26 protein-coding genes and 1 pseudogene are annotated in these 26,173 nt (G+C 41.2%); 17 read left to right on the top strand and 10 right to left on the bottom strand.

Features of this window, described 5'->3' with window-relative positions:
* Positions 1–42: 42 nt before the first annotated feature.
* From HC643_RS23970 to HC643_RS23925, 10 genes and pseudogenes are all read left to right on the top strand, one after another.
* Positions 43–939: pseudogene (locus HC643_RS23970) on the top strand (nitrogenase component 1); the annotation flags it as partial.
* A 1-nt stretch (position 940) separates the two neighbouring features.
* Positions 941–2,275 (top strand): nitrogenase iron-molybdenum cofactor biosynthesis protein NifN, encoded by a 1,335-nt coding sequence (gene nifN, locus HC643_RS23965; protein WP_038080152.1) that lies wholly within the window; start codon positions 941–943, stop codon positions 2,273–2,275.
* A gap of 180 nt (positions 2,276–2,455) precedes the next feature.
* Positions 2,456–2,869 (top strand): nitrogen fixation protein NifX, encoded by a 414-nt coding sequence (gene nifX, locus HC643_RS23960; protein WP_038080149.1) that lies wholly within the window; start codon positions 2,456–2,458, stop codon positions 2,867–2,869.
* Positions 2,866–3,342, top strand: coding sequence for a NifX-associated nitrogen fixation protein (locus HC643_RS23955; protein ID WP_038080147.1), 477 nt, complete (start codon positions 2,866–2,868; stop codon positions 3,340–3,342). The genes nifX and HC643_RS23955 overlap by 4 nt, the downstream gene beginning before the upstream one ends.
* Positions 3,343–3,542: 200 nt before the next feature.
* Positions 3,543–3,767: a CCE_0567 family metalloprotein gene (locus HC643_RS23950; RefSeq protein WP_038080180.1), complete on the top strand. Its 225-nt coding sequence runs from the start codon at positions 3,543–3,545 to the stop codon at positions 3,765–3,767.
* On the top strand, positions 3,764–4,081 hold the full coding sequence (nifW, locus tag HC643_RS23945) for a nitrogenase-stabilizing/protective protein NifW (protein ID WP_038080145.1): 318 nt from the start codon (positions 3,764–3,766) through the stop codon (positions 4,079–4,081). The genes HC643_RS23950 and nifW overlap by 4 nt, the downstream gene beginning before the upstream one ends.
* Positions 4,082–4,091: 10 nt before the next feature.
* A complete protein-coding gene (locus HC643_RS23940; RefSeq protein ID WP_038080143.1) occupies positions 4,092–4,889 on the top strand; it encodes a HesA/MoeB/ThiF family protein in 798 nt (265 codons plus the stop codon).
* 651 nt (positions 4,890–5,540) lie between these two features.
* Positions 5,541–5,912, top strand: a complete 372-nt coding sequence (locus HC643_RS23935) for a HesB/IscA family protein (protein WP_038073668.1) — start codon at positions 5,541–5,543, stop codon at positions 5,910–5,912.
* Between the two features lie 96 nt (positions 5,913–6,008).
* Positions 6,009–6,308, top strand: coding sequence for a 2Fe-2S iron-sulfur cluster-binding protein (locus HC643_RS23930; RefSeq protein WP_038073675.1), 300 nt, complete (start codon positions 6,009–6,011; stop codon positions 6,306–6,308).
* 491 nt (positions 6,309–6,799) lie between these two features.
* Positions 6,800–7,453 (top strand): class I SAM-dependent methyltransferase, encoded by a 654-nt coding sequence (locus HC643_RS23925; RefSeq protein ID WP_038073677.1) that lies wholly within the window; start codon positions 6,800–6,802, stop codon positions 7,451–7,453.
* 48 nt (positions 7,454–7,501) lie between these two features.
* On the opposite strand, the gene HC643_RS23920 is transcribed toward HC643_RS23925, so the two are convergent.
* The gene (locus HC643_RS23920) at positions 7,502–8,269 is read right to left on the bottom strand and encodes a DUF4142 domain-containing protein (RefSeq protein WP_050045221.1); all 768 of its coding nucleotides are present in this window, start codon (positions 8,267–8,269) and stop codon (positions 7,502–7,504) included.
* A gap of 290 nt (positions 8,270–8,559) precedes the next feature.
* On the opposite strand from HC643_RS23920, the gene HC643_RS23915 reads away from it, so the two are divergent.
* The 3 genes from HC643_RS23915 to HC643_RS23905 are packed head-to-tail and all read left to right on the top strand — an operon-like array spanning position 8,560 to position 10,688.
* The gene (locus tag HC643_RS23915) at positions 8,560–9,030 is read left to right on the top strand and encodes an ankyrin repeat domain-containing protein (RefSeq protein ID WP_038073679.1); all 471 of its coding nucleotides are present in this window, start codon (positions 8,560–8,562) and stop codon (positions 9,028–9,030) included.
* A complete protein-coding gene (locus HC643_RS23910; RefSeq protein WP_038073683.1) occupies positions 9,005–10,291 on the top strand; it encodes a SagB family peptide dehydrogenase in 1,287 nt (428 codons plus the stop codon). The genes HC643_RS23915 and HC643_RS23910 overlap by 26 nt, the downstream gene beginning before the upstream one ends.
* A 25-nt stretch (positions 10,292–10,316) precedes the next feature.
* Positions 10,317–10,688, top strand: a complete 372-nt coding sequence (locus HC643_RS23905) for a hypothetical protein (RefSeq protein ID WP_038073690.1) — start codon at positions 10,317–10,319, stop codon at positions 10,686–10,688.
* 75 nt (positions 10,689–10,763) lie between these two features.
* Here the strand turns inward: HC643_RS23905 and HC643_RS23900 are convergent, their stop codons facing one another.
* From HC643_RS23900 to HC643_RS23885, 4 genes are all read right to left on the bottom strand, one after another.
* Entirely contained in the window at positions 10,764–12,413 is a 1,650-nt protein-coding gene (locus HC643_RS23900) for a fasciclin domain-containing protein (protein WP_038073707.1), read from the bottom strand.
* A gap of 396 nt (positions 12,414–12,809) precedes the next feature.
* Positions 12,810–13,619: a DUF4386 domain-containing protein gene (locus tag HC643_RS23895; RefSeq protein ID WP_237265934.1), complete on the bottom strand. Its 810-nt coding sequence runs from the start codon at positions 13,617–13,619 to the stop codon at positions 12,810–12,812.
* A 145-nt stretch (positions 13,620–13,764) separates the two neighbouring features.
* Positions 13,765–14,232 carry a hydrogenase maturation protease gene (locus tag HC643_RS23890; RefSeq protein ID WP_038073692.1) on the bottom strand — a complete coding sequence of 156 codons (468 nt, stop codon included), beginning with the start codon at positions 14,230–14,232 and terminating at the stop codon, positions 13,765–13,767.
* A gap of 233 nt (positions 14,233–14,465) precedes the next feature.
* The gene (locus HC643_RS23885) at positions 14,466–14,738 is read right to left on the bottom strand and encodes an iron-containing alcohol dehydrogenase (RefSeq protein WP_137986112.1); all 273 of its coding nucleotides are present in this window, start codon (positions 14,736–14,738) and stop codon (positions 14,466–14,468) included.
* 499 nt (positions 14,739–15,237) lie between these two features.
* On the opposite strand from HC643_RS23885, the gene HC643_RS23880 reads away from it, so the two are divergent.
* A complete protein-coding gene (locus HC643_RS23880; RefSeq protein ID WP_050045222.1) occupies positions 15,238–15,486 on the top strand; it encodes a peptidoglycan-binding domain-containing protein in 249 nt (82 codons plus the stop codon).
* A 273-nt stretch (positions 15,487–15,759) separates the two neighbouring features.
* Here the strand turns inward: HC643_RS23880 and HC643_RS23875 are convergent, their stop codons facing one another.
* The 3 genes from HC643_RS23875 to HC643_RS23865 all read right to left on the bottom strand — a co-directional run bounded on the left by HC643_RS23875 (position 15,760) and on the right by HC643_RS23865 (position 19,050).
* Positions 15,760–16,200 (bottom strand): hypothetical protein, encoded by a 441-nt coding sequence (locus HC643_RS23875; RefSeq protein WP_038073701.1) that lies wholly within the window; start codon positions 16,198–16,200, stop codon positions 15,760–15,762.
* An 80-nt stretch (positions 16,201–16,280) separates the two neighbouring features.
* Positions 16,281–17,876 (bottom strand): nickel-dependent hydrogenase large subunit, encoded by a 1,596-nt coding sequence (locus HC643_RS23870; RefSeq protein ID WP_050045223.1) that lies wholly within the window; start codon positions 17,874–17,876, stop codon positions 16,281–16,283.
* 211 nt (positions 17,877–18,087) lie between these two features.
* Positions 18,088–19,050: a hydrogenase small subunit gene (locus HC643_RS23865; RefSeq protein WP_038082422.1), complete on the bottom strand. Its 963-nt coding sequence runs from the start codon at positions 19,048–19,050 to the stop codon at positions 18,088–18,090.
* 672 nt (positions 19,051–19,722) lie between these two features.
* On the opposite strand from HC643_RS23865, the gene HC643_RS23860 reads away from it, so the two are divergent.
* Together HC643_RS23860 and HC643_RS23855 are read left to right on the top strand one after the other, a co-directional pair.
* The gene (locus tag HC643_RS23860; RefSeq protein ID WP_038082423.1) at positions 19,723–19,959 is read left to right on the top strand and encodes an asr0689 family protein; all 237 of its coding nucleotides are present in this window, start codon (positions 19,723–19,725) and stop codon (positions 19,957–19,959) included.
* Between the two features lie 330 nt (positions 19,960–20,289).
* Positions 20,290–20,772 carry a NifU family protein gene (locus HC643_RS23855; RefSeq protein ID WP_038082425.1) on the top strand — a complete coding sequence of 161 codons (483 nt, stop codon included), beginning with the start codon at positions 20,290–20,292 and terminating at the stop codon, positions 20,770–20,772.
* Between the two features lie 180 nt (positions 20,773–20,952).
* Here the strand turns inward: HC643_RS23855 and HC643_RS23850 are convergent, their stop codons facing one another.
* Together HC643_RS23850 and HC643_RS23845 are read right to left on the bottom strand one after the other, a co-directional pair.
* Complete coding sequence (locus HC643_RS23850; RefSeq protein ID WP_038082426.1) at positions 20,953–22,548, bottom strand: nickel-dependent hydrogenase large subunit; 1,596 nt, start codon at positions 22,546–22,548, stop codon at positions 20,953–20,955.
* A gap of 291 nt (positions 22,549–22,839) precedes the next feature.
* Positions 22,840–23,802 (bottom strand): hydrogenase small subunit, encoded by a 963-nt coding sequence (locus tag HC643_RS23845; RefSeq protein ID WP_038085017.1) that lies wholly within the window; start codon positions 23,800–23,802, stop codon positions 22,840–22,842.
* Between the two features lie 1,391 nt (positions 23,803–25,193).
* On the opposite strand from HC643_RS23845, the gene HC643_RS23840 reads away from it, so the two are divergent.
* Positions 25,194–26,147 carry a tetratricopeptide repeat protein gene (locus HC643_RS23840; protein WP_050045225.1) on the top strand — a complete coding sequence of 318 codons (954 nt, stop codon included), beginning with the start codon at positions 25,194–25,196 and terminating at the stop codon, positions 26,145–26,147.
* The last annotated feature ends 26 nt before the right edge of the window (positions 26,148–26,173 follow it).

Genomic DNA, 26,173 nt, shown 5'->3' with positions numbered 1-26,173 from the left:
TTGTAGGCGATCCCATTTATATGTGGTAAAAAGCGTTCATTTGAGCCAGAGTATACTACACCTTATGACATTAATCTTATTGGCGAATATAATGTTGCAGGCGAAATGTGGAGTGTTTTGCCACTTTTTCAAAAATTAGGTATCAGAGTCTTATCAAAAATTACAGGTGATGCTCGGTATCAAGAAATTTGTTACGCTCACCGAGCTAAACTCAACGTGATGATTTGCTCCAAAGCGCTGCTCAATATGGCAACAAAAATGGCAGAGCGCTATGGCATCCCCTACACGGAAGAATCATTCTATGGTGTAGAAGATATGAACCGCTGTCTGCGGAATATTGCTGCAAAGATAGGCGATGCGGATTTACAAGAGCGTACTGAAAAGCTGATTGCAGAAGAAACAGCTGCTCTTGATGTAGCACTGGCTCCCTATCGTGAGAAATTAAAAGGAAAGCGTATCGTTCTCTACACCGGAGGCGTTAAGAGTTGGTCTATCATTTCTGCAGCTAAAGACTTGGGAATGGAAGTTGTCGCTACAAGTACCAGAAAAAGCACGGAAGAAGACAAAGCCCGCATCAAAAAGTTGTTGGGTCAAGATGGCATCATGTTGGAACAAGAAAGTCCCAAAGAACTCTTGCGAATTATTAAAGAAACTAAAGCTGATATGTTAATTGCTGGGGGACGAAATCAGTACACCGCCTTAAAAGCTCGAATTCCTTTTCTACATATCAACCAAGAACGCCATCACCCTTATGCTGGCTATACAGGAATGTTAGAAATGGCAAGAGAATTGTATGAAGCCGTTTATAGCCCTGTGTGGGAACAAGTCCGTAAGCCTGCACCTTGGGAAAAAACAGGAGAGGGAGAAATTTCTTCCTCTGTTATCCCCCCTTCTCCCCTTCCCCTTGTCTCCCCCTCTTCTTTAAAGGAGGTCATCTAAAATGGCGATCGTGACTGTTACCAATTCGTCAGTTGCAGTAAATCCTTTGAAACTCAGCCAACCTTTGGGTGCTGCTCTAGCTTTGTTGGGCTTGAAGGGGATGATACCACTATTCCACGGTTCTCAAGGCTGTACTGCTTTTGCTAAGTCTTTATTGGTGAAGCATTTTTCTGAAACAATTCCCCTGTCAACGACAGCAATGTCGGAAGTCAGCACGATACTGGGTGGAGAGGAAAATGTTGAACAAGCTATTTTGACTCTAGCAGAAAGATTGAAGCCAGATGTCATTGGTTTGTGTACGACTGCACTGACGGAAACCAGAGGGGATGACATGCCCCACATTCTTAGGGGTATTCGCAAACGTCACCCAGAGTTAGATAGCTTACCAGTTGTCTTGGTCTCCTCTCCAGATTTTAAAGGTTCTTTGCAAGATGGATATGCTGCTGCTGTAGAGAGCATTGTCCGAGAACTGGCTCAAAAAAGTGATGAGCAAAATCCCCATCCCATGCAAATTGCAATTCTGCCAAGTTCTGCTTTTACTCCTGGGGATGTTGAGGAGATCAAAGAGATTGTCGCTGCTTTTGGACTGCAACCCATTGTTGTACCGGATCTGGCTGCATCTTTGGATGGTCATTTGGAAGATTCTTATAGTGCAATTACAGCTAAGGGTACAAGTTTAGCAGAATTGAGAGAAATTGGTAATTCTGCATTCACTTTAGCTTTAGGTGAAAGTATGCGGGGTGCAGCAAAAATTCTGCACGATCGCTTTAACATTCCCTATGAAGTTTTTGGCGAACTGACGGGATTAGAACCAGTTGATAACTTCTTACAAGCATTGTCAGATGTGAGTGGGACTGCGGTACCAGAAAAATACCGCCGCCAACGCCGTCAGTTACAAGATGCTATGTTAGATACTCATTTTTTCTTTGGTTGCAAGCGAGTGTCTCTAGCACTAGAACCGGATTTACTCGGTTCAACAGTTTATTTTTTACAATCCATGGGTGCTGAAATTCACGCAGCAGTGACAACAACTCGTTCTCCTCTGTTGGAAAAACTTCCTATAAATAGCGTGACTGTAGGCGATTTAGAAGATTTTGAGCAACTGGCTGTTGGTTCCGATTTGCTAATTGGAAATTCTCATAGTGTTGCGATCGCAAAGCGTTTGGGCGTTCCTATTTACCGTCAAGGTATTCCCATTTTTGACCGTTTGGGTAACGGTTTGTATACAAAAGTAGGTTACCGAGGTACTCTCGAGATTCTGTTCGATCTGGCCAATATCTTTATGGAAGAGGAAGAAGCCAAAGCTCACCAGTTGAGAGAGTTAGTAACTTGCTAATGGCTAATGGCTAATGGCTAATGGCTAATGGCTAATGGCTAATGGCTAATGGCTGATGGCTAATGGCTAATGGCTGATGACTGATGGCTGATGGCTAATGGCTAATAAAAACTAAATTAGCTATTAACAATTAGCTATTAGCTATTAGCTATTAGCTAATATGATGAGAGGAGAACAAGGATGAAAGTTGCTTTCACAACTAGTGACAGAATACATATTAATGCTCATTTTGGCTGGTCAAAAGAGATTGATGTGTATGAAGTCTCAAAAGATGGATATGAGTTTCTGGAAACTCTTAAGTTTGATGGTAATCTCAAACAAGATGGCAATGAAGATAAACTCGGGCCAAAAATTGATGCATTAGTTGAGTGCAAACTTGTTTACGTTGCTGCGATTGGTGCTACTGCTGCTGCTAAGTTAATCAAAAAAGGTGTGACTCCAGTCAAAGCACGTTCTGAAGAAGATGCGATCGCTGATGTTTTGAACAATTTAGTACAAACTTTAAACGGAAGCCCGCCACCTTGGTTGCGTAAAGCGCTACAGGAAAATCCCCAAAGTTTTGAGAATGAATTAGAAGAGGAAGCTGCTGTATGAGTGTATCTAATAGCGTCAACGGAACGGCTGCAGCCGATATTTTAAACTCACCTTTTCTTAAGGCAATAGTGCAGCAAATTCGAGGTCAAGACAGTTATGGCACTTTTCGCAATTGGTCAGATGACTTATTGCTGAAACCTTATGTTGTTAGCAAACAAAAGAAACGGGAAATACCTGTTGAGGGTGAGGTTGAACCGATGACTGTGTCACGGATTATGGTATTTTACCGTGCTGTAGCTGCTTGTATTGAACAAGAAACAGGTTTGCTATCTCAAGTAGTCGTTGATTTAAGCCATGAAGGTTTTGGCTGGGCTTTAGTCTTTTCCGGTCGTCTTTTATTAGTTGTTAAAACTTTAAGAGACGCTCACCGTTTTGGGTTTGACTCCTTAGAAAAATTGTCAGAAGAGGGTGAAAAATTAGTTCAAAAAGGAGTTGAACTAGCAAAAAGTTACCCTGAGGTCAGCAAAATCTAAAGAGTTAATTTTTGGGATTTTGACAACGAATAACATAACAAGATTGATGGATGAGATATCTTTTAAGGAGACAGATAAATCATTCGTTATATCTGTTACAAAAATAGCAACCGCACCCTTAACACGACTGTACGCAGATAATCAAGAAAAATATCAGCGTTGAGGGTGCGTTTCAAAATCCAATATTACGGGAGATGCCGATGGCCCAAACTGGTAGTGAAACAACTAGTATTGAGGATTTAAAAACTCAAATAAAACGGCTCAATAGTAAAGCAGGTCAAATGAAAATGGACTTGCACGATCTAGCTGAAGGTTTGCCTACAGATTACCAACAACTGATGGATGTTGCAGCCGCTACTTATGAAATTTTTCATCAATTAGATGAACTCAAGCAACAGCTAAAAAAACTGGAGCAGGGACAATGACCTGGGATTATAGTAAATTCAAAGAAATTGTACAAGCAGAGGAATATTTTGACTTTTTTGGACTGCCTTACGATCAAAAGGTTGTTAATGTCAATCGCCTGCATATTTTGAAAAAGTTTTCTCAATTGATTGGGGAAATTGATAATAATTATACTGACCTCAGCGATCTGGAACGGTTAAGTAAATATTGTGAGGCGCTACAACAAGCTTATCAGGTATTTCTCGCTTCAACACCCCAAGAACAAAAGCTGTTCAAAGTGTTTAATGAGAAGCCCAAAAATGTAGTTACGCTGACAGAAATCACTTCTGATTAGGAGGTAAAAAGTGATAAACCTAACGCCTACCGAATTAGAACGCTATCGTCGCCAAATGATGCTTCCTAATTTTGGAGAAACAGCACAGAAGCGCCTCAAGTCAGCGACAGTTCTAGTTACCGGTGTAGGAGGATTGGGCGGTACAGCGGCGCTATACCTTGCGGTAGCTGGCGTTGGGCGGCTGATTCTTGTTCGTGGTGGTGACCTGCGACTTGACGACATGAATCGTCAAGTTCTTATGACTCATGATTGGGTAGGTAAGCCAAGAGTATTCAAAGCAAAAGAAACTCTAGAAGCTATCAATCCTGATGTTGTTATAGAAGCAGTGCATGAATATATCACTCCGGAAAATGTGGATTCCTTAGTACAATCAGCTGATATGGCTCTTGATTGCGCTCATAACTTTACAGAGCGCGATCTGCTAAATGAAGCTTGCGTGCGCTGGCGTAAGCCTATGGTGGAAGCAGCAATGGATGGAATGGAGGCATATCTTACAACGATTATTCCCGGTGTGACTCCTTGCTTGTCTTGCTTGTTCCCTGAAAAGCCTGATTGGGATAGACGCGGTTTTTCAGTTCTGGGTGCTGTTTCTGGCACGCTAGCTTGTTTAAGTGCGTTGGAAGCCATCAAGTTGATCACTGGGTTAAGTCAACCTCTGTTATCGCAATTGCTGACCATAGACTTGTCTCGAATGGAGTTTGCCAAACGTCGTTCTTATCGCGATCGCTCTTGTCCGGTCTGTGGTAACAATGCTCCTTGGCGATACTCACAATCTACGCCGATGGAAACATTAATGGCGGATCGTTAATGGCTAATAGCTAATGGCTAATGGTGAGTCCAGTCCTGCAGGCGGGTTTCCCGCCGTAGGGAACTGGCGAACCCGAAGGGCTAATGGCTAATGGCTAATAGCTAATGGCTAATGGCTAATGGCTAATGGTGAGTCCAGTCCTGCGGGCGGGTTTCCCGCCGTAGGGAACTGGCGAACCCGAAGGGCTAATGGCTAATGGCTAATAGCTAATGGCTAATGGCTAATGGCTAATGGTGAGTCCAGTCCTGCAGGCGGGGTTCCCGCCGTAGGGAACTGGCGAACCCGAAGGGCTAATGGCTAATGGCTAATAGCTAATGGCTAATGGCTAATGGCTAATGGTGAGTCCAGTCCTGCAGGCGGGTTTCCCGCCGTAGGGAACTGGCGAACCCGAAGGGCTAATAGCTAATGGCTAATGGTGAGTCCAGAAAAAGCAGGCAGTGAGACCAGTGCTGTAAGCGGGTTTCCTGCACCCTGGCAACTTGCATATAGCCCTTGCGGGCATAGCTTCGCATCGCAAAGCGTCTCCGCTCCTGAGATATAAGGGAGGGCTAACAGCTAATGGCTAACAGCTAATAACTATTAGCAATTAGCAATTAGCAATTAGCAATTAGCAATTAGCAATTAGCAACTAGCAATTAAGGAGAATATTCAATGACTGTGACTTTAACAGAAAAAGCAGAATTTCACCTGCGAGCATTACTGCGAGGGTCCAACCCAGAAACAACTACACCAACTAAAGGTATCCGCATCTCTGTCAAAGATGGCGGTTGCAGTGGCTATGAGTATGCAATGGAAATTACTAGTAAGCCACAACCAGATGATGTAGTCAGCCAAGAAGGTAAAGTGCTGATTTACGTTGATGCCAATAGTGCGCCGCTGTTGGAAGGCATGATTGTTGATTTTGTGGATGGGGTGATGGAAAGCGGCTTTAAATTTATCAACCCCAATGCCACAGAAACTTGCGGTTGTGGAAAGTCTTTTAAAACAGTTGACTGCTCATCCGCAGGTACACCCTGTAAATAATTCGTAATTTATGAATTATGAATTATAAATTATGAATTGGCAAACACCCTTGAAGCCATAAAACCATTGTGTACCGAGTGTGCGAGGATTTGGAAAATGGCTACTTATCAAGTTAGACTGATCAACAAGAAGGAAAATCTTGATACCACAATTGAAGTCGATGAAGAAACTACTATCCTAGACGCAGCAGGAGAACAAGGTATTGATTTGCCTTTCTCTTGTCACTCAGGTGCTTGCTCTAGCTGCGTTGGAAAAGTGGTTGAAGGTGAAATCGACCAATCCGATCAAACATTCTTGGATGACGAGCAAGTAGGACAAGGGTTTGCTCTGCTTTGTGTAACCTACCCACGTTCTAACTGCACAATTAAGACTCACCAAGAACCTTACTTGGTATAGATCTCACACTTGCGGCTCTCCCACTCTGGATCTCAACAACAGGGTGGGAGAGTTTTTAGTAACTAGTGACTGATGAAAAGAGTATAAAAAGGAAGAAGGAAAAAGGTATAATAACTACCTTTTTCCTTACGCCTTTGTCTAAATGCTCATCTCACATCCAAGATAGGAAAACTTTTCTTTGATAGCGTGGCGATCGCTAACTTTTATACTGTATTTTTATTTTTTTTATTCTAACAAATTAATACTAACTCTCTACCACGATCGCGGTCTTCCGTAAATTTACTAGAATAACTAATAATGTCTTTCTGTAATTTTACTTAAAATCCAGCTAGTCGTGGAGCTTCATGACTCAATTACGAAACTTTTCCCATTGACAACCTAAGTATTGGAAAGCTGGTATAATTTGCTTGCTAATAGCATTTTTGGTTCGGGTATAGAAATATTTATACAATTAAAATTTCAGCTTTATTTATAGGGATTCTAAATTGCTTATGTTAAGCTCAAACAACGATCGCTCTCCAGAAGTTTTTGAGCATCGGTGGTCTGCTTATTATGATGCTGTTGTGGGTCGTTCTCCCCGAGACACCTTACTGACAGCCCTTGCAAATTTTGAATTGGAAAGCTTTGAAAATAGCACAACACATACACGAGCATCACAATTTGCAGTCGATCTGGGTTGTGGGGAAGGAAGAGATACAGTGGAACTGTTGCGTCGGGGTTGGCGAGTTTTAGCTGTTGATGGTCAAGCGGAAGCCATAACAAGACTGTTGAACCGTCCGGATATCAATCACCAACTCTTAGAAACTCTCATAAGTCGCTTTGAATATGTGACTTTACCAGAGTCTGTAGATATGGTAAACGCTAGTTTTTCACTGCCGTTTTGTTCGCCGGAACATTTCCCTCAGTTATGGGACAAAATAACTTCATCCTTAAGATCGAGAGGGAGATTTTGCGGACAATTGTTTGGCGATCGCGACTCTTGGGCTGTTTTTCCAACCATTAGTTATCATACGCGCCTACAAGTGGAAGCGTTACTGCAACCTTTTGAAATAGAGATACTTGATGAAGAAGAACACCCTGGAAAAACGGCTCTTGGAGAAGATAAATATTGGCATCTTTTTCAGATTGTTGCTCGGAAAAAGTAAAAGGTTGGGAGTAGGAAAACATACCCTATTCCCTAACCCCTTAACCTCTTAACGCTCTGGATTTGGTGCCGGACGAGTCGTTCCCGTACCTGGAGTTCCCGTGTTTGGAGTGTTCGTAGTAGGTCTAGTTGTACCGGGTGTATTACCGCTAGGAGAAGTTCCGGAACTGGAACCAGAATCACCTGAGTTTCCTACCATGCTCTGTGCCATATTGAGGTGATTGGCAACAACTGGCGCAATTTTATTAGCAAAGGCTTTTAGCTCAGCGTCTGTCCCATTGCTAATGTAGTTTTGGTAATTCGCTAAAGTTTTCCTGTGAGCTGCCACCTGTGCTTGCATGTATGCTTGGTCAAAATTTGTACCAGTCGCATTTGTAACTTGCGTCAATAAGGATCTATTTGCATCACCTACAGATGTTGGTAGTTTGTAACCCTTCTGTTGAGATATTTTTCTCAATTGTTGGGTGGAATTTTTATGCTCGTTAATCATCTGTTGTGCATATTTTTTCACCTCAGGGCTTTTTGCACGTTGAAGAGCTAGTTGACTTGTCTGGATCTCAAACTGGTCACTTTGCCCTGCCTGAGTCACAAATTCTTGGTCTATGTTAGCTGGCGAACCAGTACGATTTGTAGAGCCAGGAGCAGGGTTTGCTGTACCTGGAGTCTTCTGAGCAAGGATAGAATGCTCGGAGTTTTCAGAAGAACCAGGGTTGATGTTGGCTTGTCCTATGGTAGGAAAAGCAATCACAGCACTTATGCCAGCGACTCCCAGAAAGCTGCCAACAAAATTTTTGATGAATTGTGTCTGATTGTGCATAGTTCTTACCATCCAGTAGGTGTTGGCTTTCTGATGAAAACTTATCTGTTATTGTTGTTTCAATCTTCTATCTATGGAGTAGGTCGGTTTTCTATCTGTAGAATGAATTTTGAAGTATTAGACTTATCTCAGATTGGTTTCTTTAAGATAGTAAATACTTCTTTTATAAGTTAGACATATTACATAATTAATTGAGAAACTTTTCAAATATAATATTTTTCCAAAAAATAAAATTTTAGAATTTATGTAAAAATATGAAATAAGCACGATTGGAAGTCAAAAAATCAAAAATGAGTATGCAGTCTTCTTTAAGTGAAACAACTCGTCAATGGATGATGGTAAAAGGCTACAGCACTCAGAATTTAGATAGTCGTGGTGAAAATGGTGATACAGCTTTAATGAAAGCAACTAGAGAAGGTGTTGAATCAGTTGTTAAGGAATTGATAGAAGCAGGTGCAGATGTAAATTCTAGAAACAATGATGGAAATAATGCTCTGTGGTTTGCTTGTTTTGGCGATCGCTATCAATTAATTGAGTTGTTGCTATCTGTAAAAATTGATATTAACAATCAAAACGATAACGGTGCAACTGTCTTAATGTATGCAGCATCATCCGGAAAGACAGAAGTTGTCAAGTTGCTTTTGACACACAATCCAGATCTAGATCTAAAGAATTTGGATGATTATAAAGCAATCGATTTTGCTAGTAATGTAGACGTTTTAAGAATTTTGAAAAATGCCAGCCAGCAAAAGAGTAGGTAAGAATTACCACGACGCTACAAAACACTCATATGTTTCGGTGCTGACAAATCCAAACTATGTGGATGCATCTACCCAACCTTCTCAGTTTAAACGTTATCCAAAGTTTTACAGGCGGTTGAAACTAGATACCAACAATCCAATTCATTCATTTATTTGGCTAACAAGTGCTATAACTTTTGAGAAAAATTATCAAGATACCCCATACAAGTTGCGAGTTAATCCATCAGCTGGCGCTCTTTATCCTACCGAGATTTATGTCCAGATACGGGGAATTGAAGGAATAATTGACGGTATCTACCATCTTGAAGTTGCCAATCATTGTCTAACTCTTATTTATGAGTTGATTGATGATGGATTAGAAAGTTATATTTCACCAAATAATAGTATCAATGGATTCATTTTTTTAATCAGTTGCGTTTATTATAGGTCTAGTTGGAAATATCAAGACAGAGGTGTGAGGTACTGCTTTTTAGATAGCGGTCATCATTTAGGTGCTATCGCAGCCTCAGCTTACTTTCACAACAAAGATATCCAACTTATTTTTGATTTTGATAAACTCGCTCTCAATTTAGACTTAGGCTTTGAGAATAAAGAGTTTATTACAGCTTGTGCCATTTCTGGTGAGTTCCAAGCAAAAAAGGTCAGACACCTCAGGCTAAAAGTTCCTTTTGTCTGCGGAACTGATTATTTTGAAGCCAGTAAATTTATTGAAGATGGCTATATAGAAACTGCTTCGCAGGCAAGTCCCCAAAAGCAACTGGAATACCCGCAGTTCAGCTTTGACAAGGAAAAGTTTTTCCAAACTGTTTGGAACAGGCGTTCTAGCCGACGTTTTCTTAAAGGATCTATCTCTGCAAGCGTTTTCTGTAGTATTTTGCAAGAAGTGGAAAAAGCAATACCAACAGAAAGTTTTGAGGAGATAGAAATTTATTCTGTTGTTAACAGAGTTGAAGGAATATCCCCCGGTTTGTACTACCGAAATCGCCAGATAAAAATAGGTGATTTTAGTGACAAGGTAGGATACTTGTGCGTAAACCAATCTCTTGTCAAACATAGTGCTGTAACATTGTTTCTTGTATCTAATTACAGCAACTATCAAACTGCAATGCAAATTGCAGGTTTTTTAGGGCAAAGGGTATATTTATTTAGCAATTATTGGGGAATTCAGTGTAGTGGTATTGGCGCTTTCTATGATGACGAAACTAGCGATTTTCTAGAAACAAAGAAAGATATTCTCTACACGTTGGTAATTGGTCAATAGATGAAACAATCAAGGAATGAGGAAGATGAAGAGAAAGCATTTCTGGCATGAGGAAGATTCACATCCCGTTCAAGTAACATCAGCAGATATTATTTTACGACAGCAGCTTGAATATTCTATTAGTAGATATTTTTATGAAGGATGCGATCGCAACATCCAAGATTTATTAGCAGCTTGTAGGTGGTATGTCACCTCTCAGGCAACTGGTTTGACTTTAGTTATTGAATGTACCGACCAAATCACAAATTGGCGGATTTTGCAACAGTTAACAAATATGGCAGAATTACTGCACAAAGTTGTTAGCAGTGCTAAAATTCGCGTTTGTCCGCCAAAAGGACAGGGAATGCCTTTTGAAATGAGAGTTGACGAACTGTCTGTTTATCGGAATAGGGCATAGTTAGTAGTTGCTGGTTAGTGGTTAGTGGTTAGTAGCTATCAAAAACCAACAACCAACAACTAACAACTAACCCGATCAGAAATTGAAACCAACTCCCAGTACAAGCCCTACATCAGTATCATCCAGAAAAGCTGCATTGACAGCACCCGTTAACGTAAATCGACGACCTAATGGTACGTCCACACCCCCAGAGAGGAGGAAGCCAACATCAGCGTCATCGCTAGTTTCAATAGCAACACCAGCTCCTATGTAAGGAGCTATACCAAAAGTGTTGTTGAGAGCATTTGTGGAGCGCTGGGCAAAGTCGAAGGAAATAGGAACTAAAACAACAGTGTCATCTCCAATAACTACCGATGGTCTGACAGAGATGAATCGTGTCAGTCCAATTTTGCTGACAACTGCAAAGTTACCTTCAGCAAGGGCTGAATCACCACCCAAACCAATATTCCCACCAACTCCAATGTAGCTAGAGACACCGCGAGTTGCTCTTCCTGGCGTAATATTATCTCCTCCATTCCGTGGCTTTTGATTTAGACTCAAACCAGATGGAATGAGAACTTGGTTGATAGGATAAATAACACCGTTGCTTGCTTGAACGCCGGACTGAATAACACTGGCGTTGTTGACTGTGATTTGATTGGTAGTGGAATTAACTTTGAGATTGAGAGTTTGACCTTCGGCGGTTTCTATATTTCCACTCTTAAGTTCGCTGGTTGCGATCGCCCTAGGAACCACGTGGTATCTCAAAATTTTGATGAGTGTTTCTCTGTTTTCTGGCTGTTGTAACTGTTGTAAAGTGGATTGAGGCACAGCGGCAAATGCCTCATCTGTTGGAGCAAAAACAGTGTAAGGACCCTGTTGTTGTAAAGTATCGGCTAAACCTGCTGACTTTAATAAAGAAGTCAGAACCGTAAAAGAACCACTCGCCCCAGCCAGGGACACAATATCTTGGTTGTTTGCCGTGCTATCACCAGCTGTCCTACCCACAATATAACTAGCAGCTGCTACATTGCCAGGAATAGGTTGTAACTGTCCCAATCTAACCAAAGCTTGATATAAATGTGCTGCGGCTTCCGCACGTGTTAAGGCTACAAGGGGATTGAGTACATTTATATTTGGATAGTTGACGACAAGATTAGCTTGTGTTGCACTTGCGACACTACTTACGGCATAACTTGGAATAGTGCTGGCATCTGTATAGTAAGTTGTGAGAATCTGCTCTGTTGAAGTACTGCTTCCGGTTAAACCCAGACCGCTTGCGAGGGATACAATTGCCTGTACTTTAGGAATTCGCTCGTTTGGCAAAAACAAATTTCCTGGGTAGCCTGACATAAATCCAGTTTCATATGCTTCCCGAATTGCAGAAGCTCCCCAATAACCAGAAGGAACGTCTCTAAAACCGCCCTGGGCTAACTGTCGGACTTGGTTCTGGTTGAAAGCTTTTTGAATCATCGCAGCGAATTCAGCACGAGTGACTGGCTGATCGGGTCTGTAGGTACCGTCAGGAAAGCCAACAATGATTTCTCTTGCTGCTAGGGCTTGAATAAACGGTTGCGCCCAGTAATTCGAGCTAACATCAGGGAAGTTCGTGTTCTGAGCGACAGTAGGAGCACTGACCTGTGCGGAAACTGGAGCAGAAATCAATTTGGGAGCTACGGCTACACTCGCCACGCCTAACGCAATTAGAGCCGCACTTTTAGTTGTCCAATGCATCTTTTTATACATACCTTTATAAGTTACTTTGAGAGGGATAGCGGTAAAAAATGCACCAATGGAGCTGATATCCTCAAAAAAAAGAATTTTTAGCTTAAATTCTTCATATAGCTTGATATATCTCTTTAAGAAGTAACTTAGCATCTATCTTAAGCAAGGATTTCTTATGTGATGGGTACTACAAATTCTCTTCCTTTCTCGTGCTTGGACTCCGCTTCCCATGACTGAAGGAAGAACTCCCTCACCCCCAACCCCCTCTCCCACTGGGAGAGGGAGGAGCTTTCTCTCGTTCCCAGGCTCAGCCTGGGAATGCAGCTTACGAGGCTCGGTCTTGCGTGGCTGGCTGAAGGAGGTAGTCCTCTCTCCCGTTGAGAGAGGAAGCTTAAGAACTATAAGCACAACAGCTTACTAGCTAGCTCTATTTGATGAGAGGTTTGAGGTACTGTACTGCTTGTTTAAAGTTGTAGAAACTCGATCGTTTTCAAGACTAGACTTTTCGACAGCCAATCGGCGTTTATTAACTCGTAGTAAAGAAACTCCTACCACGATGAGCCAAACTTCCCAAAGCATGAATCCGATTGAAGCTGTTTCTAATACAGGTGTTGAGGAGATTATTGTAGCAAACATCTCGCTTTGTCCTAGAATCCATAAGGGAACTGTCATGATTCCCATCCAACCAACCCAACGCTTGAACAGGGGCGATCGCAACATTGCCATACTAACGCCTAATGTCCAACCGACTAGCAGTATTTGTCCTAGATGCTCGCCAATAACCACACCGCCATATTGATGAACCGCTTGGTAAACGACAACAACTGCTGCACGGGTTGTGTCACTTGCAGATGGATCGACATATAATTTAGCTAACAAGGGAATAACAAACACCCAACGCATTAGCCCAATTGACTGTAGCACGCTGGAAATAGCCCCCATTAGGGTAGCGGTCGTTAGGTATGGCGTATCTTCGCACTGCAACACTTTTTGGAGAAGGGTACAAGCAGGGATGAATAACAATGCGATCGCGGCAAAGAAAAACCACGTTAAAATCAGTTCGGTTCCACCTGCATGAAACTGAGTTAAAACGTAGTCAGTAGGTTTGCGTAGGATATCGTCATACTCAAAGTTTTGAGTTAGCAACCAGAAAGGCACATTAATTGAAACGGAGAAAAGAATAAACAAAGCGCCTGTGGTTCTGACAAACTGTAAGCGATTCATCATAACTCCCTTTATTTTTTAATACAAAGCGTTTTGACTTACAGTTCCAAGGTATGCTTTCTAATGGTGTTTGAATTGACCGATTGTGCCAAGTCATTGACTCCTTACGCCGTTTCGGAAAACTGTGGCGTGAATGTTCCTAAAAGTTTTACTGCGATCGCTGAATTATAGAAATAATTTCTTGAAAAACTACTTCAGCAGAAGATTTGACTGTAGAACTTAACTCAAAACCAAAATCCAGATTTTCTGCTTCTATTAAATAAACTGTGACTTCTTCAGGAAAGTCTTCTTTGAAAATTTTCCTACCCGCAGCCAGTGCATTGTCCCAACGAAAATCATGTAAGTTATAGCTCGGTTCTGGTAACGCTTCGAGTTCTTCTCCTGGAACTTTAAAAATAGCTCCCGGTTCGGAACCCGTGGAGCTAGCATCCAGAATCATTAATTTTTTGCTACCTCTTGCTTGAAACATCACTTCCATCCCTGCTGTACCGCAATCATAAACTCTCACTTGAGGATGGGGATGTTGGATAAGATATTGCTGTAACTTTTGAGCAATGATTACGCCTACAGCATCATCGCTACGATTAAGATTTCCACAACCTATAATGGTAAACATTAAACAGTACTAAATTAACATTTAGCTTGTACCGAGCGTTTGCCATGAAGTGGGTCGGCACTACCAACAATATACGCTAGCCATTGGCTACAATCAGAGCAAGCTTAAAAAATCTTGGTATGATAGCTAGCCGCTTCTAACAGCCAAAAATGACTGTTGAGGGATATTTTGAATGGGAACCTCAACAGGACTTTTGCTAGGAATACGTCAAATGTAGCTCTACTATAACACTATCAAAGCTTGACATTGTAATAAACAAAGCACATTTTTCTTTGATCCCATATACGATCTATCAAACCTTCATCTTTGAGCTTTTTTAAACATCTGCTAACAGCCGCTGAGCCGTACAAATTGATATCTTTCACTAACAAAGCACTTGTGTATGGTCTAGAACGTATGTGTTTGATAACAAGTTCCATACAGGAAAGATGAGTTTTACCTTTTTTTAGCGTGTTTGAAGTGACTGGTTGCTCGCTTTCACTTGTTGGAGTGAGTATCTTGCTCATAATTGTTTTTGTTAAATCAGTTTCTCTAATTAATTTCAGTCTAAAAACCATTATAAATAAAATCAATTTTGTTTTTTTATTAAAACGATAAATAAAAATGATTGAAATTTTAAATAAAATAATGTAGTTAACAAAGAATGGATTGCCAATTGGGAATTTAGCGATCGCTCAAGGGATATTTTTTGGAACGATTATCAATATAGCAAGTTTTGAATACCAGGTACATTATTGAACCTGTCTTAACAAATCTCCAGTCCTCTTTCAGTAGGAACTTAGCCAAAAGTACAGGTAATAACCTCACCCAAGGGATAGGTAAAACCTCAACCCAAGACTAGGGACAAAATATAGCAGATTGAGTAAATTTAAGTTTTGTATTTGTCAATGAGATCCAAACTAACTTTGTACTCATGATTCACAAGTATGAAGAAGCACACAATCAATTATTTCTAATTAAAGAATAAAAGAAGTAAATGGAATGGTTTCAACCGAGGAAACAATAATGCTAACCTTGCGAAAAGGTGATAGTGACAATGAGGGAATTTACTACGGTGTCACATTGGTGCAAGAGCTTTTAGTAGTTCTAAAAGAATTGCCCTCCCATGCATTATCTGGAAATTTTGACGAGACAACACGACAAGCTGTCATGCGTTTTCAGGAAAAAGTTGGTCTAAATGTTGATGGTATTGTTGGTCCCAAAACCTGGCAAGTGTTAGGAGATATTTTGTTGAAAGAAATTAATAATTTTTGATTGAGAATGATATAGCTGAATGCCGACCTATAGAAATTTTATAATTGATTTTCAATCGATGTACTATTGCTCTCCGAATTCTATTCAGAGGGTATACAAAGGGAGCATCCCCATTTGGAAAAAACATCGGGCGATTAAAATCGCGTCTATACAAACAAAGTCCACGTAGGTGGACTTAATAAGAAGTCCTTGTCTTAAGGACGAGCGCCTGTGTAGCTGCGATTGAAATCGCAAACGTCTTTTTCCCACATTGGGATGCTCCCTAGGGATTTCCTAAATTTGTGGAAGCGCTTTAATATCTACACCATTTTTATGACCGATCTCATACAACTTTGCCAATTGCTCTTTCAATGCTTCAGCTAATTTCTCGTCTGGAGGTAAAGTGTTGTTCTTTCCTTTTGGAACTAAATACAGGACGTATAACGAAATAAACTCAACTAAAGTTCCCACCCCCGGTAAAGCATGTTGGTCAGCTTGTTTTCCTGCTAAGAGAATAGCTAAACCACCTTCTATTGAGTTCCTTGTGACCTCTAAAAATTGACTGATAAGTTCTTGAATAAAGTCTTGTGGGGAAAGATTTTCTAACTTTTGTAAATCGGGAGTAAATTCATATCCTGCTGCTATTGCTTGTTCTAAGATACACCATTGGGTAAATTCTTGCAGTGCTTCATCATTCAGGTGTAAAAGATACTTGTGTAATGTTGGTTCTGTCACGGGTTCACCAATGTAAGTGTAAGGAAGAGAATCTCACGCAAAGTCACCAAGGCGCTAAGGACAACTTTGCGTGAGATTATTTATGCTGTCCGAAAACGTGCGAGTTCTTGACCCGTTTTTGCATCATGAGCATGAACGGTACAAACGAGACAAGAGTCAAACGATCGCGCTACGTGTCCAACTTCAATAGGATCGCTAGAATCCACAATAGGCGTTCCAATCAAAGCTTCTTCAATAGGTCCGCGTACCCCTTGAGCATCTCTCGGTCCTACGTTCCAAGTTGTGGGAGCAATCACTTGGTAGTTTTTTATCTTGCCATTTTCTAATTCCACCCAATGGCATAGAGAACCCCGTGCTGCTTCTGTTGCACCCCAACCGCGTCCGTCTTTCTCCGTGGGTTTAATATACCAAGGGTCATTTAATCGGAACTCACGCAAGCAATGTTCTGCTTGTCGGTACAACTTGACAATTTCATGCACTCGTGCAAGCTGACGTAGGTGAGTACTTGCTCCACCCATTGCTTTGAATGCACTCAAGATAAATCCATCGTAATGCTGCCAAGATTCCCCATGTGTGCCACCTGCTACTAACTGACGGGCAAGTGCTCCAGCTTCCAAACGCCCATAGTCTTGATGACGGACTGCAGTTGACCAAGAGTAAGCATTTTCAAAGTCTTTGTCGTTCTGCTCAATTGGTTGAGTTACGCGATTGAAAGGATGAATATCTTCTGTTCCTTCGTCATACCAGGCGTGAGCGGTATTTTCGCGAGCAAAGGTATGATCCATGAGAGTGTGAGTATCGCTAAAACTGTCATACACTCCACTCTTCATAATCATGGCAGCATTACGCGAGGCAATTGTAGGCTTTTGGTACTTATCTTCATGAGGTAAATATCCCCAAGTTACATACTTACCTACACCTGCACCATATTTATCCAAACCAATATCCAAACCCATACGCCAGTAAAAACCCAAGTCAGAATTGGCATGATTTGGGTTTTCTTCTAACCAAACCATGAAGTCTTCATAGGTTTTAATTTGTTCGTAACGTTCTAAAGAACAACCCAACCATACTGGTTCCAACCAATTGGTGCGGAAATATTCAAGAATTGACCAAGCACGGGTAATATCCGTTAGGGTAGGGGCGCACATCACACCACCAGGAACCATGTAGCTAGAATGTGGCCACTGTCCTCCCAGTAATGCATAAATTTCTACTGGCTTGCCAGAAATTGTGACACCGAGTTCGTAAGATTTGCCAGTAAACGCCGCAAAGCGCCTGCATGCTTCTTCGTAAAAAGAACTTTGCTGGTACTTTTTATGCGTAAGATCGATCGCAAACAAACCGTAAAAGTAGCGAGGAATGCTTTGAATAGTTTCAACGATTTGACCCAAATTCCTTGCCAAAATTGCATTGCGTGGAACTTCCGTTCCCCATGCTGTATCTAATGCCCACGATGCACAAGTCAGGTGAGAACCACCGCAAATACCGCAAATACGAGGAGTTGCAATTAATCCTGCTTGGGGGTCTTTACCTCGGAGAATAATTTCAAACCCGCGAAAAAGTTCGGCATGAGTCCAAGCGTTAACTACATACCCATCTTCTATATCTACGCGAACATCTAAATCGCCCTCGACTCTCCCAACGGGGGATATATCTAATGTTTGGATTGTCATTTTTGTCTCCTGTATAAATTGCTAATAGCTAATTGCTAATAGCTAATTGCTAATAGTTAATTGCCAGTTTTTTACTAGCCATTAGCCCTTCGGGTTCGCCCTTCGGGTTCGCCAGTCCCCTACGGCGGGAAACCCGCCTGCAGGGCTGGTCTCACCAGTCCCCTACGGCGGGAAACCCGCCTACAGGGCTGGTCTCACCATTAGCCATTAACTAAACTGTAAAAATATCTTCTTCTGCCCAGGTAGGTACCATGTTCTTAGCGACAACGGTAAGAAAAGCATAGTCTTGCCTTTTCATTCCTGGGGGTATATCTTTAGGAACTCCCATCAGGGTTTGTGTCTTAAACACTGTTCCTGGTTCGAGGTCGTAGAAGGGGAATTCTGGTTCGGTACACCCCAAACATGGCATTCCCGCACGGGTTTTGGAGGAGACTCGGTTCCATAAAATACGGTTACATGAAGAATGAGTCATGGGACCGCGACATCCTAAGTCGTAGAACAAGCATCCTTTGCGCTGACCAAACTCTGCAACTGATGCTTTATAGGCAAAATGGACGTTACGGGTACAACCTGTTTGTGTAAAACTTTTGAAAAATGTTTGCGGGCGGTTGAATTCGTCAAGGGTTATGTCGCTCAAACGCCCTGTTGCGATCGCAACTAATATTTGGCTAATCCAGTCAGGATGAGCTGGACATCCAGGGATATTAATGACTGGAAGACCTGCTTGAGATCGATATTCTGTTCCTAAAAAACCACCCTTTTGCCGTTTGAGAAACTGCAATCCCTGCGATTGGCTGGGATTGGGAGCAGTGGCTGGTATTCCTCCCCAGGTCGCGCAGTCTCCTACTGCTACAACAAATTTAGCAACTTTTGATAAATCGAGCAGCCAATCTTTCATAGGACGCTCGGCAAACCGATTCCAGTTACCTGTTCCGTTGGGAGCATTGACTACACTACCTTCAAAGACTAATATATCAAGAGGAATTTTTCCAGAAATACAGTCCCGTAAAAGCGCCTGCAAGCGATCGCCTAGTTCCAGACCTAAAGATGGATGCCATAGGACTTTAATGCCGAAATCAGCGATTAAATCGCAGACTGTAGGTTCTTCAGCATTTAAAAATGATATGGTGTTGCCCGAACAGGCACCACCTTGCAACCAGAGTACGTTAGTCATCTGTGGTGTATTTTTATTGCCGACAATACATGGCTGAAATGATTGGTTCAGTGGAGTCTCAACGAAAACAGTTTGGTAAGTAAGAATGTATGAAAAAGAGGCTTGGGTCGAGAAGTGGCGTTGAAGATCCAAGCCTCTCAAACAGCGAGGAAATTATGCCAAGTACGGACACATTACCTATAAAAATTTTTTAGAACAAGACTTAGCGAAACTGCCTGAGAGCCGTAGCTGCTGACCAACATTTATCTTTATATTATGAATTATTTTGCAGCATAATGCTTTACGATCGCTCCAAAATTCATCAAACTATGACAAGGCACTGAAACCTCTTATCGATCGCGTTGTTTTTGCGATCGCATAGTTTCAAATCTTGAATTTATACAGGTGTCAGTAGCTTTCTACTGCATGCTAAATGGACAGATTTATTAGTTGGTGGGATTTCCATCTTCTTGTTTGACCTTAAGTAGCAGTATAACATCTGAGATGAAAGAGTCTAAATCATCATTTCGTACTGTCATAGCTTTTGTATCAATTAAAAATAAAAAAATATTTGTCAATAAAATTTCTTATAGGAAATTTAGATGAGGTATTCATGAGACCTTTTAAATAAATTTTTGTTATGGTATTTCTAAAAAAATAGAGCTTTATTGTTTGAGAGAAGCATTAAGCAGTATGACAGATTTATTTTCTAGTTTAATATCAGGTGATGTTAACTTGATAGGAGATTTTTTGTTACTTTGCATAGGACTTCTCCTATCTCTTGTTGGTGGCGCTCTTGGTGGAATGCTGTTAGCAGGCAAAGAATTTGGTTATCAATTTTCTGCTACACTTGGCAGTTTGTTAGGCCCTGCAGGTGTTATTCCTGGTGTCATTGTAGGGCTAGCTGTACTGAAGATTTTACTGAATTGACAAATAGGTAATTATTTGGTTACTGATTACTGTTAAAAGGAGACATAATGTTTCAGATTGCATGGTTTTCTGCTAAATTGTTCTTCAAAGGAAAATTATTTCGCGATCCTATCTATTTTATCAAACAAATCGCGTTCGCAAGTATTATAAGTTCGTTAGTGTTAGTCTCACTAGTATTAGTGAAAGTACCGTTATTAGTAGCAGTTGCAGCCTCTAGCTTACTGACAGGTATAATAATGCCTTTCCTCTTCAAAGACTTCAAAATGCAGTAAGTGAAATTGTTAGCGATCGGTTAACCGTTAACAATTAAGAAGCCAGAAGAAAGTATACATGACTCAAGAAACACTTGAAGAATTAGTTACAGAAATCAGCAGATTTGAAGCAATTATTGCTGAATGGGATGAAACCCAAAGAGGAGTAGCCGCAGGTTTAAAACGAGCAATTGAAGCTTTACACAAAGAAGCTTTGACACGTTTAATTAAAAGTGTTAAGCAAGAATCCATGGCAGCGCTACGCAATGCGGTTCAAGATGAAGTCGTATATGGAGTCTTGCTGTATCACGAACTGATAAAACCCCCTGTACCACCTTTATCACAACGCATTCAAGAAGCTCTTGAGCAAATCCGTCCGGGGTTAAAAAGCCATAATGGAGATGTCCAACTAGTTGCTATTAAACCACCAGACACGGTGGAAGTAAAATTAATAGGAGCTTGCGGTCATTGTCCGGCTTCCAATCTCACATTATCTCAAAGCATCGAACAGGCAATAAAAACATCTTGTCCTGAAATTACCCACGTTATCGCAGTTCATTGATTGGTTAGATGATGTTTTAAAAGTGGGGGATCTAGCAGAGCCATTCTCATGCTCCGAGTCTCTGGTACAGAATGCAGAGTGCAAGGCTCCGCCTCCCAATCAAGTATTTCCAAGCGGAGCCACCGGCTCGAGGTGACAAGGAACTCTTAACTCTGTGTTCCCTGTTCCCTTTTTTTGTAATTATGCTGTCCGAAAACGTGCGAGTTCTTGACCCGTTTTTGCGTCGTGAGCGTGAACGGTACAAACAAGACAAGAATCAAACGATCGCGCTACGTGACCAACTTCTACTGGATCGGTTGAGTCCAATATAGGTGTTCCAACCAAAGCTTCTTCAATAGGTCCGCGTATCCCTTCAGCATCGCGAGGTCCTATATTCCAGGTACTGGGAGCCATAATTTGGTAATTTTTAATCTTACCACCTTCAATGTGTAGCCAGTGACACAAAGCACCTCTTGCTGCTTCTGTTGCGCCCCAACCCTGTCCGTCTTTTTCTTTAGGTTTAATATACCAAGGGTCGTTTAACCGGAACTCACGCAGACAGTGTTCTGCTTGTCGATACAACTTGACCATTTCATGAACGCGTGCGAGTTGACGTAAATGAATACTTGCACCGCCCAACTGCTTAAATACATTAAGAATAAATCCGTCATAATGCTGCCAAGATTCACCATGTTTGCCACCTGCGACTAACTGGCGTGCAAGTGCTCCGGCTTCTAACCGTCCGTATTCTTTATGACGTACTGCTGTGGACCAAGAATATTTCCCTTGAAAATCTTTGATATTTTTTTTAATAGGTTTGGTTGTGCGGTTAAATGGGTGAATGTCTTCTGTTCCTTCGTCATACCAAGAGTGAGTTGTATTTTCTCTAACAACACCACAATCCGTAGAAGTATGGGTATCATTAAAACTATCATATACCCCACTCTTCATAATTAAGGCTGCATTTCGTCCCTCTATTGTTGGTTTTTGGTATTTTGACTCGTGAGGTAGGTAACCCCAAGTTACATACTTACCTACACCTGCACCATATTTATCCAAACCAATATCCAAACCCATACGCCAGTAAAAACCCAAGTCAGAATTGGCATGGTTTGGGTTTTCTTCCAACCAAACCATGAAGTCTTCATAGGTGTTGATTTGTTCGTAACGTTCTAAAGAACAACCCAACCATACTGGTTCCAACCAATTGGTGCGGAAATATTCAAGAATTGACCAAGCACGGGTAATGTCCGTTAGGGTAGGGGCGCACATCACACCACCAGGAACCATGTAGCTAGAATGTGGCCATTGACCGCCAAAAAGGGCGTAAATTTCTACTGGTTTGCTGGAAATTGTAATACCAAGCTCGTAAGATTTGCCAGTAAACGCCGCAAAGCGCCTGCATGCTTCTTCGTAAAAAGAACTTTGCTGGTACTTTTTGTTGGTCAAGTCAATTGCAAATAGACCGTAAAAGTAACGGGGAATACTTTGAATAGTTTCAACAATTTGACCCAAATTCCTTGCCAAAATTGCATTGCGCGGAACCTCCGTTCCCCATGCTGTATCTAATGCCCAAGCAGCACTCGTTAAGTGGGAAGCACCGCAGATACCGCAGACGCGAGGTGTCACAATTAATCCAGCTTGAGGGTCTTTTCCCCGTAAAATAACTTCAAACCCGCGAAAAAGTTCGGCATGAGTCCAAGCGTTAACTACATACCCATCTTCTATATCTACGCGAACATCTAAATCGCCTTCAACTCTCCCAACGGGAGAAATATCTAATGTTTGGATTGTCATTTTTGTCTCCTGTATAAATTGCTAATAGCTAATAGCTAATAGCTAATAGCTAATGGCTAATAGCTAATAGTTAATTGCCAGTTTTGTACTAGCCATCAGCCCTATCTCCTTACGGAGACGCTGCGCGATTCGAAGCTATGCCCGCAGGGCTATACGTCAGTCCCCTACCACGGGAAACCCGCCTGCTTTCTCTGGACTCACCATTAGCCATTAGCCATTAGCCATTAGCCATTAGCCATTAACCATTAGCCATTAGCCATTAGCCATTAGCCATTAGCCATTAGCCATTAACTAAATCGTAAAAAAATCATCTTCTGCCCATGCTGGCATAGTGTCTTTTGAAACAAGAGTGAGTAGGGCGTAGTCTTTCTTATTAACTCCTGTCGGTAAGTCTTTAGGAACTCCCATGACTGTTTGCGTCTTAAATACTGTTCCTGGCTTGAGATCGTAGAAGGGAAATTCTGGTTCGGTACAACCCAAACATGGCATTCCCGCACGGGTTTTGGAGGAGACTCGATTCCATAAAATGCGGTTGCAAGAAGAATGGGTCATCGGTCCGCGACATCCTAAGTCGTAAAACAAGCATCCTTTACGCTGACCAAATTCGGTGGTAGACGCTTTGTAAGCAAAATGGATATTGCGAGTGCAGCCTGTTTGGGTATAAGTGTTGAAGAAGGTTTGGGGACGGTGTAGTTCGTCAAGAACTAAATCGCCAATTCGATTTGTCGCGATCGCAACTAATATTTGAGTAATCCAATCAGGATGGGCTGGACATCCAGGAATATTGATAACGGGCGATCCCGATTTAGCGCGAAAGTCTTTACCTAAAAACCCGCCTTCTTGACGTTTGAGAAACTGCAATCCTGTAGATTCACTGGGATTGGGTGTCATTGCTGGTATTCCTCCCCAACAGGCGCAGTCTCCCACTGCAACAACAGTGTTGGCTACTTGTGATAGATCGCGCAACCAGTCTTTCATGGGACGGTCGGCAAAACGGTTCCACTCCCCAGTTCCATCTGGTGCATTAATAACTGTGCCTTCAAAGACAAGAATATCTATGGAAATTTTTCCTAAAAGGCATTGCCACAGCATTGTTTGCAAGTTTGTACCGAGTTCCAAACCTAGAGACGGATGCCAAAGTACGTTAATACCAAAGTCAGTGATGAGGTCGCAAACCGTTGGTGCTTCAGCATTGAGAAATGACATCGTGTTGCCCGAACAAGCACCACCTTGCAGCCATAATAAGTTAGCCATTTGCTATTTAGTAAAAAAGTATAAAGTATGAAGCGGAAAGCATAAAATGTTTATACTGTATAACATATTGAGTTTTCAGATTTTTGACTTCTTAAAGGATGCTGTTGGTTAACGATAGACTTATCCTCGATCTCCTGCGATCGTATACCCGTGTGAAGCAGAGCTTCGGAGTCCGCATTTTCAAGCGGAGCCACTCGAGCGAGAGATCCAGCTGACTAACTGAGCCAGCGAAGTAAGGTTGGTAATGACTATCCCCTACGCCTCCAGCTATTCAAGCAAGCCAGAGTCTTGCAAATTGCATTACCCGACTCTGTATTCTTTAGAAGTTCGGGGTTTTGAGCAACGCTTATAGAGTTGCTCTATATAGCAGTCCATATAGGAGTTACAAACACCTCTTCCTTATCTTCCTTGTCCTCCTTATCTCCCTTACTCTCTTGTTCGGATCTTAAATAGGATTGCTATATCATCTCGTGTATTGTTTAATTCTACTGTTTATTATTTACATAAATTTTATAACTTGTGAACAAAAAATATCTATAATCAACCGGAAAAGTTATAAGATAACATCTTCTTTTACTGTTTCAAGCTAATATATGAGCAATTGCATCATTATATTCATCTCTATGTATGGGTACGGCTTTTTCGTATCCATACTGAGTTTTTTAGAAACAATAACTTTGTCTCCGGTTAATTTAGTTATTTTTTTACATATTTATGTCAATTCTAATCTAATACAATTTTGTTTGTTTCGGCAATCGCTACCTAACATCTAGGATGAGAGCGAGCATTGTTACACTAGATAAATTTAAATTTTAAATGATTGTGCTTAAAATAAAATAGCTTTCGTTCGTTTATCGATTCAGTCAATTTTAGTTTTCTTAACAAATTTTTATGGTTTCGGAAATTCTCTAAAACCATCAAAAAATATAAATTTTTCCAAAAAACATTATAATAAATATTTATAAAACACTTTCACATTTGAGAGAAAAAAGTGTTTTATATTGGAAGAAAAGAACTCTTCATCGCCGAACTTTTGAGGAAACTCAGGCGACTCCTTTTAGAAGAGACTTTCTGTTTTAAGTGATTCAATTGCGTAAAGCCTCAAGAAACACATTTACAATCTGGTGTTGGGGAAATAGTGTTTCTTTTATGTATCACAAATATGCTGTGTCCTTGGGGTAAACTTCCATCTTATGGAAGCATCATATCTTTTACCTGTGAAACTTAAAAGGGTCAAGATAACAATCCATAAGAAAGGTGTGAGTTGGTCAGGTGTGAGGTGAGTAACAATACCTAATAATTCGCTCTAGTAAAGTAGCCGACTGTTACAAATTGTACTTGTAAACAGTCAAATTTTGATTTTTGTTTAAAGTTTGACGTTTGAATGATTTATGACCCCTAGCATAACAGATTCAGCAGTAAAAGCAGCAATGGATGTCCTGGCTTCGTCTCCAGCATCAACCCTAGAAAAAATTCAAATGCTCATTGAAATGGCTCAGGGCTTTCAAAAAAAGCCAAAAGCTACTCAAGATTTGTGGAATGCTCTGTCATTGTACAACCAGGCACGCGATCTATGTGCTGAGGAGCATTTGCTGTGGAAAGCTAGAGCAAATGCAGGAATGGCAAGTACTTTAAAAGCGATTCCTGACGTTGGGGCGCAATTACTGTTAGAAGCAAAAGAACAATTAGAAGAGGCAATCCCAATTTTGCAGCAGCTTGCTTTACCAGAGGAAGTGGCAGAAGCCCAAATGAATTTAGGGTTGGTGTTACAATCCCTCGTACCTTTTAACTTAGCACGCTCAACTGACAGCATCCAAATTTACCAGGAGGCATTGCAAGTATTTACTTGTCAAGAATACCCGCAAGAATATGCAATTTTACACAATAATATTGCGATCGCATACCTGTCAATGCCTGTTACGTCAGAACGGCAATACTTATATCAAGGCTTAGCTGTACAAACCTTTGAGGAAGCACTCAAGCATATTCGACTGATAGACCATCCTAGAGAATATGCAATGTTATACAACAATCTTGGTAATGCTTTACAGTATTTACCAAGTACACATCCGATAGATAATATTTTACGGGCTCTAGCTGCCTATGACGAAGCATTAAAAGTACGCGATCGTCAAGACACACCTCTTGAATATGCTAATACAATTTCTAATAAAGCTAACGCTCTATTAAATTTACCAGATGATTTAGATAAACCAGAATCTGGAAATCCTCAAAATCTTGCAAAAGCAAATGCATATTATGAAGAAGCTTTGAATATTTTCACCCAATACGGACAGCTAGAACAAGCGCAAATAATAAATGAATTGCTAATGGCTAATGGCTAATAGCTATTAGCCATTAGCCCTCCCTT

It is taken from the genome of Tolypothrix bouteillei VB521301 (genome assembly GCF_000760695.4).
Lineage (GTDB): Bacteria > Cyanobacteriota > Cyanobacteriia > Cyanobacteriales > Nostocaceae > Scytonema > Scytonema bouteillei_A.
Note: the sequence above shows the minus strand (reverse complement) of the source record. Positions and strands in the feature narration are given on the sequence as shown.